Genomic DNA, 12,945 nt, shown 5'->3' on the forward strand with positions numbered 1-12,945 from the left:
TCGGAAAAAGGCTGGAAATACCAACCTAGCTTGCTTTTATTTTCAGAAATTCACTCAACTTATCCACAGCAAAGAAAAGAACTTCCTCTCTTGGATTAAGATGAGGATTGTGCAAGGGATAGGGCGTATCTACCCCCAACCAGAACATAACACCCGGCACTTTGTTGAGTAGGTAACCAAAATCTTCCCCTGTCATAGCCGGTGGACAGTCCATCATTTCCACATCCTCCACGCTTTCAAAATACCTCATGAACTCGTCTGCTAATTGAGGATTGTTCTCCACAGGTAGATAGCCGCTCGGATTGAACTCTATCTCCAGCTCCACGCCAAAGGACTGGGCAATTCCTTCCGCCACTTCTCGGACTCGTTTTTGCACTAGAAGGCTCATGCTCTGGGTCAAAGCTCGAATTGTTCCGTGTAAAAAGGCTGTTTCCGCAATAATATTATTAGTTGCCCCTGCATGCATAGAGCCAAAGGTAACCACAGCTCCCTCAATCGGATCTACATTTCGGCTAATAACTGATTGCACCTGAGTTACAAAATAACTGGCTGCTACAAGCGCATCATTTGCGGTATGGGGAAATGCTGCGTGGCCCCCTTTTCCTGTCAACCGAATCTTAACTTCACAAGTCCCAGCAAAGAGGGTCGCACGGTTAGTGGCCATCTGCCCGACTTTGAGATCTGGTCGGATATGAAGGGCATAAAATTCATCTGGTAGCCAATCACCAAAGGCTCCCGCTTCATACATCAACATGCCGCCAGCTAGACTTTCCTCCGCAGGCTGAAATAGAAAGAGAAGATTGTTCCTTGGTTGCTGCTCCGCCATTTTTTCCAGTAGTCCTAAAGCAATCGTCATATGAAAATCATGCCCGCAGGCATGCATACGCTCGGGATGGAGAGAGGTGAAGTCCAAGCCTGTTTCCTCCTCAATAGGAAGCCCATCCATATCAGCCCGCCAGCCGATTGTCTTTTCAGGCGCAAAACCAGTCAGATAGACTAAAATCCCTGTCTTCCATGTACGAATCTGAGCAAAGTCACAACCCTCAAGTAGGTTCTCAATCGTTTCTATAAGAAAGGCTTGGGTTTTAAATTCTTCCATCCCCAATTCTGGTATCTGATGGAGAAAACGGCGTATTGCAATTACATCTAGCATAGCTACCTCTTAGAGCGTGCGCAAAGCCTCTTCCAAGGCTGTTTTTTGTTGGGTTTGAGCATCAATTTCCTTGATGATTCGAGCTGGTACTCCTGCTACCACTACATTTTCAGGAACATCTTGGGTAACAATAGCACCCGCTGCGACAACGGATCCACTACCGATTTGCACTCCTTCGATGACAACCGCATTCGCACCGACAAGAACATTATCACCGACACGAACCGGATCTGCTGAAGCTGGCTCGATAACACCTGCAAGAACTGCACCTGCACCGATATGGCTATTTTTACCAACCGTTGCACGTCCTCCTAAGATAGCTCCCATATCAATCATGGTTCCTGTACCAATTTCTGCACCGATATTGATAACAGCTCCCATCATGATGACTGCATTGTCACCGATTACCACTTGGTCGCGGATAATAGCACCTGGCTCAATTCGAGCATTGATAGACCGTTTGTCAAGAAGAGGGACTGCTGAATTACGAGCATCATTTTCAACGATATAATCCTTATTTTCTGTCAAGTTTGTCAAGAGAGGCTCTACATCTTTCCAATCACCAAAAAGGACATTGCCCAGCTTGACAACTGAATCAGGAACTTCTCCAGTCAAAACACCTTCAAAGGTTACCTTGACACTTGTTTTCTTCTCAGCATTGGCGATAAATTGGATAATTTCTTGAGCAGTCATTTGTGTTGCAGTCATAAGTTCATCCTCTACTAAATACTATTTTTACCATTATACCAAATTTTCTGAATATTTGGGGGAATTCAAAAAAATAAAAAAGAGGCTTATTGCGCGAGCCTCTCATTGATTTATTGAAGATTGATTAAACCAGTTTCTGTACCCCAAAAACCTGTTTGAACTCTAAGTTGGATACTTGGGTCATTAGCTGTTTCTTCTGTAATATCAAAAACAACATTACCGGTAACAGAATTTTCAGGGTTTACTTTTGTCAAGAAAAACTTAGTATCTTGATTGGCATATATACCTGCTGATGAATCTGATTTATATTTTACATCACCTTTTAATAAAGTAAAGAAGTCATCTATCACTGTAATGGCTTCCTTACCATTATTTTTTACGGTTACGTTTAACAATAGAAAGACGCCATTGGCATTTTTACCAAATTCTCCACCTACATTTGTAGTGATTTCTTTTGAATTTACAAAATAAATAACATTTCCGACTGGGACTTCCTGCCCAATGCTATAAGTAACTTCTTGTTGTTTTTCCGAACTACTAGATGAGGTTGCTGTTGTGACTTGATTAGTTGATGAAGTAGTTTGGTTCGTAGAAGTTGATGAAGGATTACCTCCTCCAAGTACACTCTGCAAGCTACCAATTATAACCAATCCCACTAGAACAATAAACCAAATCCGTTTATAGAACGGTTTCTTTTGCACATAAACATTGCATGCTCATCTCTCATTTTCTTTGCCATAAAATAGCCTCCTTAATTTCAATAAATCCATTATATATATTGTCAAGTGTTAAAATAAAAAATTAGAAGCCATCACTCCTAATTTTCATAATATTTTTTACTCTTCAATTTCTTTTCTTGGATTGATGGCACCAACAATGTAATCCCGCACCAAACCTATACTATCTAATACAACTCCATGCAGTACACCACCATAAACAGCGCCACCATCTATCCCCATCTTACCATCTGGACTAGTCCAAATTTGACTGATACGGAGGTTGGTCTGATAAAGATTATAGACAGGTGTGTGTCCAAAAATAATTAGTTTCCCTGTGATGTTTTCAGCTTCATGGAATGGTTTGCGTAGCCATACCTTATCATGATTGTTGGTTTCCCGCCAGTCTGATAGGGTCAAATCTACACCAGCATGAACAAAAATATAGCGTTCTGTTTCAAGATGATAGGGACAAGATTTGATAAAATCAATCAAGTCTCCGTATTGCTCCATAACCTGATGAGCAGCAATCACCCCATCAACCGGTGCATCTAAGGCTCGACCAAGGAGGGAATTGATAGTTGTATCTCCTCCATTACGACGATAATGATCATAGCGGCTAATAGGATCTCGCAACCAAGCCAACAGCATTCGCTCATGGTTACCCACTAGACAGATAGCGCCTTTTTCACGAACCAACTGCCAAGCAAGTTCCAAGCAAGCTTTAGAATTTTCCCCTCGGTCGATCAAATCTCCCAGAAAGATTAGTTGTTGCTTGCCTTGATCCCATTTTTTAAGGATATCACAGAGAAGTTCATATTTTCCATGCACATCTCCTACCACAAAATATTCTTTTTTCATACCTTCTCCATAAACAAGACTCTGTTTATATTGTACCACAACTTGACAGAGAAAAAGAAAAACCGACCAAGGTCAGTTTTCAAGGTCGATTTTAAATCCGTATTAGAGACGAGCATTCAATTCTGCACTTAATTCTTCATAACCAGGCTTGCCAAGAAGGGCAAACATGTTCGCCTTGTACGCTTCTACACCCGGTTGATCGAATGGATTGATACCATTGAGATAGCCAGATACAGCGATTGCCAATTCAAAGAAGTAAATGGTATAACCGAGGGTAAATTCATCTTGTTGCGGAAGAGTAACAAACATGTTTGGTACGCCACCATCTGTGTGAGCAAGAAGAACACCGTCAGTTGCTTTTTTGTTAACAAAATCAACATCTTTTCCTTGGAGGTAGCCAAGACCATCCAAGTCTTCTGCCATTTCAGGAATCAAGATATTTTTTCTTGGTTTATCCACACGAACAACTGTTTCAAAGATGTTGCGGTTACCTTCTTGAATGAATTGACCAAGAGAATGCAAGTCTGTTGAGAAGTTGGCAGAGGTTGGGTAGATACCTTTTTGGTCTTTCCCTTCTGACTCACCAGCCAGTTGTTTCCACCATTCGCTGAAGTATTGGAGTGATGGCTCGTAGTTTGCTAAGATTTCTGTCACATAACCTTTTCTGTAAAGGATGTTACGAACTGCTGCGTACTGATAGGCAGCATTTTCAGCAATCTTGTCAGAAGCATAGTCTTTACGAGCTGCATTTGCACCTTCCATGAGCGCATCAATATCTGCACCTGCTGCTGCAATCGGCAAAAGACCTACTGCAGTCAAGACTGAGAAGCGTCCACCGACATCATCTGGCACAACAAATGTTTCCCAGCCATTGGCATCTGCTTCAACTTTAACAGCACCTCGTGCCTTATCCGTTGTAGCATAAATGCGTTTGTTAGCCTCTTCTTGGCCATATTTCTTCACGAGCAATTCCTTGAAAACACGGAAGGCGATGGCTGGCTCAGTCGTTGTACCTGATTTGGAAATCACGTTGACTGAGAAGTCTTTATCTGCGACATACTCTACCAAATCAGCAAGGTAGCTAGATGAGATAGAGTTTCCTGCATAAAGAATCTGTGGAGCTTTACGTTCTTCACGAGTTTGCAAGTTCACAAAAGCATTGCTCAAGAAGTCAATAGCTGCTTTGGCACCAAGATAAGAACCACCAATGCCGATAACCACCAAAACTTCACTCTCTTTTTGGATCTTAGCTGCTGCTTCTTTAATACGAGCAAATTCTTCTTTGTCATAGTTTTCTGGCAAATCCAGCCAGCCGATATAGTCACTACCTGCACCGGTACCCTTGCGTAGTAGTTCATCTGCAAGTGTCACTTGTGGCTGCATATAATCAACTTCATGTGTGCCCACGAATTGGCCTAACACTTTTGAATAATCAAATGTAATATGTGTCATGTTTTTCCTCCATTTATGTACCATAATATGATAACGCTTTATCATATTTTTTTCAAGAAATTTATCGATTTTCATTTATTTTCATAAAATGAACTGCGTTAGTTTTATTTTTTCTGAAAAAGGTGAAAGCACAGACCCTGTTATCCCTCTAAGGTCTCCTTCGTTTTGCCATGTGAACTGAGAAAATCTTGGAAGAAATGATGACTACTCAACGTCAAATTAAATATGAAAAAGTGCAATACTTGTCCCAACCTCAATCGACATAGTGACAATAAAAGAAAGCGAACAATATTGAGATTTAAATAATAGAATCTCAATATTATTCACTTCTTAACACCTACCTATTCAATCGAATACAATCTACTGGAGATGTTTGGCATGCCTTGTAAATTGGTACAAGTCCACTAGTGACGATTGCACCAAAAGCCACTAAAGGTAAAGTAAGAAAATTCCTCATTACAACAGCTAGAACATCCTGTTGTTTCAGTTGCAGAGATACAGCTAATGCAGCCACCAATACAACGGACATTACTAGGCTCATAACACAAACGGATCTTGTATATATGGTTAACTCTTTATAATAAAAACGACGAACCGCTGCCGAACTAAAACCGAGAGCCTTTAGAATACCAACTTCTTCTTTGCGAGTGTTGCTAATCTGGAAGAAGACAAAGAACAGGCAGAGTATCATCAGAGATAATATAAGGACCGCAACACTGGTTGAAACGGTTCTGACATAAGACAGCATGTGCTTCAGACTCTGATAATCTTCTGAGGAAGATACCGTTGTCACATGCGGCATCTTTTTCAAACGACTCAGCTCACCCGGAACGTCCGTACTATTGGCAACAGTAATATGATAGGCACTTGACCGCCACTCTGCGACTGGTAAACCTCCTAATTCGTCGGGTAACACCACTCCCTTTTTGGCTTCTTCTTGTAAAGACAGCATTTCATTGACCCTCATAAAGAAACTGTTGGGGTGAACCGAGTACTGGAAAGGATAGGAATCTTTCAATATACCGATAATCGGGAATTCTCTTCGTTGCTTGACGAAAATATCACCATCACTATCCACTATCTCTCCTGTACTCTTGGTGACCTGCCCCTTATAAAGGGCGATTGGAACATAATAGTCTAGCGTCAACTTGGTCTGTCCACTGATTTCATTTCCTAAATTTTGACTGGCAAGAAAACTTTCTGAGACAATCAAACCTTGTGTTGCTGTGCGATCTATGTACTCGATATTTCGCTCCGTCATATTGGTTGGAAAGAGGGGCTGAATGCTGTAAGGAGACTTCAAGGCAACCGTCTTACCATTGACAGTCACCTCTGGTTGCACATCAATCCCTCCAGCTTGAGTAGTATCTAGCGTTATGCCTTTGTAAGGAAATTCAAGATAAGGATTAACCTGCGAAATAACATCCGATTGTTTTAAGTTGCTAATTTCTTTATCTGTAAAGGAAAGAAAATCATCATATACCTGTTTGCCCTTAATATCTAGAGTATCCTTGATGGCGAGAAGACCGTTTTCCAAAGAATGATCTAATAATGTTTGGTAATGCGATTGGAACAGGCCTGTAATGTTAAACAATAAGGTACTGATAGCTATGAAACACACAAGTAGACCTGTAACAATCTTGGGAATTGGGAACTTTCTTTTTGGTAAATCAATCTTCTGTAAGATCCCCACCTCTTTATCTAGGCACTGATCCTGTTTTTCCACTTCCTTTGTGAAAACTTTCTCGATGGTTTGATTGGAAAGCCTTAGATGGACATCACCTCGATCAATCACCTCATCATCATGGGAAACAATCACGACGATTTTTTGGTAACGATGAGCTAAATCAACTAGCAAATCAGTGATTTTTTTCCTGTTGTCCTTGTCAAGAGAATTCGTCGGCTCGTCTGCTAAAATAATATCTTTATCAGCGATAAGCGCCCGTGCAATGGCTACTCGCTGCTCCTCTCCACCTGATAGATCATAGGGGAAGGCATATTTTTTATCCGATAGTCCCAGTTCTTCTAAATAATGGTCTATCCTGTCGTCCTTTCCGACAATCTGCTGTGCGTTGTTCAGCAACAAAGCGATATTATCATACACATTGACATGTCGAAGGAGATTTTTTTCCTGAAAGATGAAACCGATATGGGTGGCTATAAAATCAGAAACCTGCTTTTCATCTGAAAGATTGAGACGCCTGCCGTCATAAGAATAGATCATCTGACCTAAATCAGTGGCAATCAGGCCAATCTTGTTGAGCAGTGAGGATTTCCCAACACCAGAGACTCCTGAAATCGTATAGACTTTTCCTTTCTCAAGTTGTAAAGATGTTTCTTTTAACAGGAGCTTTTGTCCGTATCTAATATCCAATTTTCTTATCTCTAACATAGAACAACCTCCCTTTGTAATCGCTTTCTGCATTTGATTATGTCCTTTTCTTTCCAAATTGTCAAATGTAACATGCTACTTTCAGTATAAAAAAATAGCATATAAGATGCTGATTCTCATTTATTTTTTATTTGTCCCTATTTCCGGAAAACCCTCTGAAAGCTTGATTTCAAAGGGTTTTTAAAGTGTACGCAAAAAGAGCACACATCCGACCTCGCTTAGGGCTGCTGGATTCCTCCCCTGACCCGCTTCACGCACGAATGTTGCTCCATCTATGATTATAACACAATTTGGCTAGGGTTACAAGCTTTACGTGATTTTCATGATTTAGCAGTTATTTCTCGGTCATCAACTTTTCAATCTTTTGTTTCTCCCGACGCTGTCTGAAAAAATCTTGCATAATCTGTGCACATTCATCTTCCAAAATACCTCTCTCCACTTCTACTCGATGATTGAGACGGGTATCCGTCAATATATCGTAGAGACTTCCCGCAGCACCAAATTTCTGATTGTTTGCACCGTAGACGACATGAGGAATGCGAGCTAGACCGATAGCTCCGCTACACATAACACAAGGCTCGATTGTGACAAAGAGACTCGTATCTAGCAAACGCCAGTTCCCCTCAACTTGATTGGCCTCTTGAATAGCCATCACTTCTGCGTGCATGATCGCCTGATTGAGTTCCTCACGCGCATTGTGCCCCCGACTGATAATCTGTCCGTCTTTCACAATGACACAACCAATTGGAATCTCTTCCTTCTCAAGTGACTTTCTTGCCTCTTTCAAGGCTTGGAACATAAAATATTCTTTTTCTTCTTCTGTATAGTTCATACTACTATTATACACCTACTAGGACTATATAGCGATCACTAAACGATGTTTATTCTGAAGAATTATTTAGCCACTATTTGTCCTTATTGTTTTACCGTTCCAATATTTTTCCCTCCAGATCCGTTTCATTGATGGAAAGGATGAGTTCTCAGCGTTCAAAAGATTCTATCAAACTAGTAAGATTGTGTTTAAAGTCAAGGACATTTTAGGGTTGATTAAGAGCCGTCAGCAGATTATCGCAGATGAGAGCCAAAAACGGCAGAAAATCCGCCAACAATTCAGTACCAAAATCTTGTTTGAGTCTGTCAATGGCGACACTAAATGAAGGGCATTCGGCAAGATGGCAACCATTGGCGATGGCAAGGGCTTTCGAGGATTCTACACTTACGACGGTTTGACTATTCAGCCAATGAAATTCTATGTTTGTGACTTGTACTCGCATGCTTTCATGAACTTGGAGCGTTCAAAAAGGCTTATGAAATGGGATTAAGAAGTGTAATTAGTTGTGTTATGTGTATTATATCTTTGTATTATAATTGTATTGTAGAATTTTTGGAGTTTTTTATGTCTGAGAAAGTGACGATTTTGAATATTAACCATGAGAAAAAGGAATTAAGAGAGAGGGCTGATTCTCAGAATGAAACTCTAAGTTCTTATTCAAGAAAATTACTATTTTCAGAAGATAATGCAAAGGTTGAAAAAAGCAATACAGATATCATTTAGGGAAAAGATGATCAAATTACTGACCTAAAGTCTTAAATTGATAACTACAAGCGACAGATTGACCAACTTCATACCATCATCTCATCTTGGAAAGGCAGCAGGATAATCAGCTATTACTTGTGCAGAAAGCTCGCAGGTGGTGGCAATTTCACAAGTTTTCGTAATATTCAGAAAAAAGAATTGACAAGGACTTCTTGAATTGTTATAATTTCACAAAAAAATTTAAAGGAGATATAGAGGTGGCAGCTTTTATCCAATATTTGTTATATATGCGTTATTGGTAATGCATATAATAAAAAGGGGTGCCCCTTTTTATTATACTATGTTGTGATAAAAATATTTTTAAGTTATCTTTATATTTTGAGTATGAATTTTAAAAAATATTATTTAGATCTTAAAAATGAATATATTGAAACTAAGAGTTATCCTAATGAGGATTTTTTAGAATGGTTAATTCAAAGAAAGATGACATGGGGTATGAGATGGACCCTTGTAATTATTTTAATGTTCGTCATACAACCAATTACTTATCATACTATGCTTCTTTTGTGGTGATTTTATATTTGCCCAGCTCTCTTTGTTACTTATATTTTGGGGCAAATTTTGTCTTTAGTGAGGGATGTTTATAAAAAATATCATTAGGCGATAATATAAGATTTATATAAAAAACAGGTTTAGAAACTTGTTTCAAAATGGAGACAAACCCTATTGACAATAGAAAAAATTCAAATTTTGAGATTGATTACTACGTAATGAAAACTCCGATAAATACTGTTATGCCAGCATTTCTCAGAGTTTTTAATTTTCTAAGTAAAAAAAAGATTGAAGAAAATCCTCCAACATGGACTTTTTCTTCAATCTGACAGCCCTAGGGACTGTTATATGTTTCATAATTTGAGAAGTAGTTTGTCAGGCAATTCTACAATTCGCCAACTAATTTCACCACATTCTCTACGGTAAAGCCATAATTGTCGATAACCGTTTGAGCTGGGGCTGATGCACCAAAAGTATCAATGCCAAGGACTTTGCCATCAAGACCGACATACTTGTACCAGCTTTGGGTTGCCCCCATCTCAATCGCCAGACGGCGGCGGATAGCATTTGGAAGGATGTCTTCCTTGTAAGCGGCATCTTGTGCATCAAAGAGCTCTGTAGATGGTACAGAAACTACACGAACTTTAGTACCTGCGGCCTCTAGTTCTTTAGCTGCTTTGACAGCCAGATTGACCTCTGAACCTGATGCAAGAAGGATGGTATCAAAGCCTTCTGTTTCGTAGACGACATAGGCACCTTTAGCAACCTTGTCAAAGTCTGTTCCCTCTTCCACTATCAAGTTTTGACGAGTGAGAACGAGAGCAGACGGTGTAGACTTGCTTGTTAAAGCCAAGTACCAAGCAGCCTGTGTTTCACGTGCATCCGCAGGGCGGAAAACAGTAAGGTTTGGCATAGCGCGAAGTCCTGCCAAATGCTCAATTGGCTCATGGGTTGGACCATCTTCACCAACTGCAATAGAGTCGTGAGTGAAGACATAAGTGACTGGCAATCCTTGAAGAGCTGATAAACGAACCGCAGCTTTAACATAATCTGAGAAGACAAAGAAAGTACCGCCGTAGACACGAAGACCACCATGTGCTGCCATACCGTTCAAGATAGTACCCATTGCAAATTCACGTACACCAAACTGGATGTTGCGGTTAAGGGGATTGACTGAATCTTGCAGGCCATCTTCCTTGATATAGGTCATGTTTGAATGTGCCAAATCTGCTGAACCACCGAGGAAGGTTGGCAAGACCTTAGCTGCTGCATTAAGAGCATCTTGTGATGAATTACGAGTTGCTTGGGAGAAGCCATTTTCATAGACTGGGAAGTCTTCTGGTTTGATTTCGACTACATCACGACCTTCCAAGATTGCAGTCACTTCTGCTGCTAAATCTGGATAGGCTACCTTGTAGTCTTCTACCAACTTCACCCAGGTATTGTAAGCTGCTGTACCCCGATCAGCTACATTTTCCTTAAAATCAGCATAGACTTCTGTTGGGATTTCAAATGGTCCATAATTCCAGTCAAGTGCCTTACGAGTTGCTTCTACTTCTTCAGCACCAAGGGGAGCACCGTGAACAGCATTTGTGCCTTGTTTATTTGGTGAGCCATGACCGATTACTGTCTTAACTTCGATAAGAGATGGTTTGCCAGCTTCCTTGGCTCTTTCAATAGCAGCGAAAATCGCCTCTACATCCGTACCGTCTGTTACTAAGTCTGTGTGCCAACCATAGGCATTGTAACGAGCACGAACATCCTCTGTGAAGGAATCTTTTGTTTCGCCATCCAAGTTAATATCGTTTGAATCATAGAGAACAATCAATTTTTCTAGTTTTTGAAGACCTGCGTAAGAAGCTGCTTCAGCAGATACACCCTCCATAAGATCTCCATCACCACAAATGACATAAGTATAGTGGTCAAAAATTGGAAAACCGTCACGGTTGTATTTGGCAGCAAGGAAACGTTCAGCCTGAGCAAAACCTGTCGCTGTTGAAATTCCTTGACCAAGAGGCCCTGTCGTAGCATCAACACCTGCTGTATGACCGTATTCTGGGTGACCAGGTGTTTTTGAACCCCATTGACGGAAGTTCTTGATTTCATCCATAGTCACTTCTTCAAAGCCTGAAAGATGCAACAGTCCATAAAGGAGCATAGAGCCATGACCCGCTGACAAGATGAAGCGATCACGATTTATCCAGTTTGGCTGAGCTGGATTGATGCGAAGTTCTTTTGTGAAGAGACTATAAGCCATAGGAGCCGCACCCATGACAACACCTGGGTGACCTGATTTTGATTGTTCAATGGCATCAATACCAAGGAAACGAATCGCATTGACTGAAAGATTTGACATGTTTTTCTCCTTTTTTAAAGTCATAACTTCATTATACCATAAAGCGTTTTCTCTGTCTGTTTACAATGAAGTATGGCATAGAAATAGGCAGGACCCTTGTCCTGCCCCTCGGTACACACTGTATCACAGCAAGGCCTTAAACTGGATGTTGGAATCTTCTAAGAAGCAATCATCAAAGCCTCGTGGGTGATGGTACTCAATCCTGTCCTTATCAAGTGGATAGGTGTACTTACCGCCTACTTCCCAGATGAATGGATGGAAGTCATATTGTAGACGTTCTTTACGCATCTTCCAAAGCTGTAAAATCTCGTCCGTTGAAGCCATAAAATTGGACCAGATATCATAGTGGACAGGAATAATCACCTTGGCACGTAGGTTTTCTGCCATACGCAGAAGATCGATAGAAGTCATCTTATCTTGAATACCGATTGGGTTGTCTCCGTAGTTATTGATTGCAACATCAATATTAAAATCACGACCATGTTTTGCAAAGTAGTTTGAGAAGTGAGAGTCTGCGCCATGATAGATCGTTCCGCCTGGTGTTTCAAAAATATAGTTAACAGCTTTACGCGCCATCAATTCATCCGTTACAGGAAGACCTGCTAAATTGCCACCATTTTCTTCGTAACCATTAATAGGGAGGGTTACCAAGCAAGTACGGTCAAAGGATTCAACTGCATGGATTTTAATATCTTTAAACTCAAAGCTATCACCCGGTGCAATGCGGACAATACGATCTGTTGGCACGCCCCATTTTTCCCAAATATCGCCGCTCTCAACTGGACCGACAAATTTCACGTGATCCAATTCAGGGTTGTTAAGGATAGCTGCTGCGGTGTTAATATCCATGTGGTCGCTGTGGACATGTGATACGAGATAGTAGTCCAATTCATTGATAGCAAATGGGTCGATGACCATCGGTTGCACACGCAAGTTTGGTTGCAATTTACGAACACCAGCCATGTTGGCCATCTGGTGTCCCCAAACCATATCTTTTACTTTTTTTGTAGACTTACCACGAGAAGACCAAAGATCCATCACAACATTGGCTCCACCCGGGGTCTTAATCCATATACCGCAGTTCCCTAGCCACCACATGGCAACGTTGCCTTCTGGTACGACTTCCTCTTCGATTTCTTCATTCAGCCAAGTTCCCCACTCTGGGAAGGTTGACAGAATCCATGATTCTCTTGTAATATCTTGAACTTTAGCCATCAT

Annotated in this window: 11 protein-coding genes and 1 other RNA gene; 1 reads left to right on the forward strand and 11 read right to left on the reverse strand. The window is 40.8% G+C overall.

The window, feature by feature from the left end; all coding sequences use genetic code 11:
- Positions 1-25 precede the first annotated feature (25 nt).
- The 9 genes from SR187_RS09130 to SR187_RS09855 form a co-directional block, all read right to left on the reverse strand.
- Entirely contained in the window at positions 26-1,153 is a 1,128-nt protein-coding gene (locus SR187_RS09130; RefSeq protein WP_120172347.1) for an N-acetyldiaminopimelate deacetylase, read from the reverse strand.
- 9 nt (positions 1,154-1,162) lie between these two features.
- The gene (gene dapD, locus SR187_RS09135) at positions 1,163-1,861 is read right to left on the reverse strand and encodes a 2,3,4,5-tetrahydropyridine-2,6-dicarboxylate N-acetyltransferase (RefSeq protein ID WP_120172348.1); all 699 of its coding nucleotides are present in this window, start codon (positions 1,859-1,861) and stop codon (positions 1,163-1,165) included.
- A 110-nt stretch (positions 1,862-1,971) separates the two neighbouring features.
- A complete protein-coding gene (locus SR187_RS09140) occupies positions 1,972-2,562 on the reverse strand; it encodes a DUF4352 domain-containing protein (protein ID WP_120172349.1) in 591 nt (196 codons plus the stop codon).
- A 135-nt stretch (positions 2,563-2,697) separates the two neighbouring features.
- Positions 2,698-3,438 (reverse strand): metallophosphoesterase, encoded by a 741-nt coding sequence (locus tag SR187_RS09145; RefSeq protein ID WP_120172350.1) that lies wholly within the window; start codon positions 3,436-3,438, stop codon positions 2,698-2,700.
- Between the two features lie 102 nt (positions 3,439-3,540).
- Positions 3,541-4,890, reverse strand: coding sequence for a glucose-6-phosphate isomerase (locus tag SR187_RS09150; protein WP_120172351.1), 1,350 nt, complete (start codon positions 4,888-4,890; stop codon positions 3,541-3,543).
- A 337-nt stretch (positions 4,891-5,227) separates the two neighbouring features.
- Entirely contained in the window at positions 5,228-7,282 is a 2,055-nt protein-coding gene (locus SR187_RS09155; protein WP_160113885.1) for an ABC transporter ATP-binding protein/permease, read from the reverse strand.
- A gap of 184 nt (positions 7,283-7,466) precedes the next feature.
- An RNA gene (gene ffs, locus SR187_RS09160) (signal recognition particle sRNA small type) lies at positions 7,467-7,562 on the reverse strand.
- A 54-nt stretch (positions 7,563-7,616) separates the two neighbouring features.
- On the reverse strand, positions 7,617-8,114 hold the full coding sequence (tadA, locus tag SR187_RS09165) for a tRNA adenosine(34) deaminase TadA (protein ID WP_120172353.1): 498 nt from the start codon (positions 8,112-8,114) through the stop codon (positions 7,617-7,619).
- 205 nt (positions 8,115-8,319) lie between these two features.
- Positions 8,320-8,556, reverse strand: coding sequence for a hypothetical protein (locus tag SR187_RS09855; protein WP_145981840.1), 237 nt, complete (start codon positions 8,554-8,556; stop codon positions 8,320-8,322).
- A gap of 122 nt (positions 8,557-8,678) precedes the next feature.
- Here SR187_RS09855 and SR187_RS10150 point away from each other — a divergent pair, with 122 nt between their 5' ends.
- Positions 8,679-8,837 (forward strand): hypothetical protein, encoded by a 159-nt coding sequence (locus tag SR187_RS10150; protein WP_227984821.1) that lies wholly within the window; start codon positions 8,679-8,681, stop codon positions 8,835-8,837.
- Positions 8,838-9,756: 919 nt separating this feature from the next.
- Here SR187_RS10150 and tkt read toward each other — a convergent pair.
- Both tkt and ulaG read right to left on the reverse strand, forming a co-directional pair.
- On the reverse strand, positions 9,757-11,727 hold the full coding sequence (tkt, locus tag SR187_RS09180) for a transketolase (RefSeq protein WP_120172354.1): 1,971 nt from the start codon (positions 11,725-11,727) through the stop codon (positions 9,757-9,759).
- A 123-nt stretch (positions 11,728-11,850) separates the two neighbouring features.
- A complete protein-coding gene (gene ulaG / locus SR187_RS09185) occupies positions 11,851-12,942 on the reverse strand; it encodes an L-ascorbate 6-phosphate lactonase (RefSeq protein ID WP_120172500.1) in 1,092 nt (363 codons plus the stop codon).
- Between the last annotated feature and the right edge of the window lie 3 nt (positions 12,943-12,945).

The organism is Streptococcus ruminantium (assembly GCF_003609975.1).
Lineage (GTDB): Bacteria > Bacillota > Bacilli > Lactobacillales > Streptococcaceae > Streptococcus > Streptococcus ruminantium.

What these genes read in the sequence shown, in the direction of transcription:
- SR187_RS09130 (WP_120172347.1), bottom strand. Translation starts at nt 1,153, where the DNA reads ATGCTAGATGTAATTGCAATACGCCGTTTTCTCCATCAGATACCAGAA.
- dapD (WP_120172348.1), bottom strand. Translation starts at nt 1,861, where the DNA reads ATGACTGCAACACAAATGACTGCTCAAGAAATTATCCAATTTATCGCC.
- SR187_RS09145 (WP_120172350.1), bottom strand. Translation starts at nt 3,438, where the DNA reads ATGAAAAAAGAATATTTTGTGGTAGGAGATGTGCATGGAAAATATGAA.
- SR187_RS09150 (WP_120172351.1), bottom strand. Translation starts at nt 4,890, where the DNA reads ATGACACATATTACATTTGATTATTCAAAAGTGTTAGGCCAATTCGTG.
- SR187_RS09155 (WP_160113885.1), bottom strand. Translation starts at nt 7,282, where the DNA reads ATGTTAGAGATAAGAAAATTGGATATTAGATACGGACAAAAGCTCCTG.
- tadA (WP_120172353.1), bottom strand. Translation starts at nt 8,114, where the DNA reads ATGAACTATACAGAAGAAGAAAAAGAATATTTTATGTTCCAAGCCTTG.
- SR187_RS09855 (WP_145981840.1), bottom strand. Translation starts at nt 8,556, where the DNA reads ATGCGAGTACAAGTCACAAACATAGAATTTCATTGGCTGAATAGTCAA.
- SR187_RS10150 (WP_227984821.1), top strand. Translation starts at nt 8,679, where the DNA reads ATGTCTGAGAAAGTGACGATTTTGAATATTAACCATGAGAAAAAGGAA.
- tkt (WP_120172354.1), bottom strand. Translation starts at nt 11,727, where the DNA reads ATGTCAAATCTTTCAGTCAATGCGATTCGTTTCCTTGGTATTGATGCC.
- ulaG (WP_120172500.1), bottom strand. Translation starts at nt 12,942, where the DNA reads ATGGCTAAAGTTCAAGATATTACAAGAGAATCATGGATTCTGTCAACC.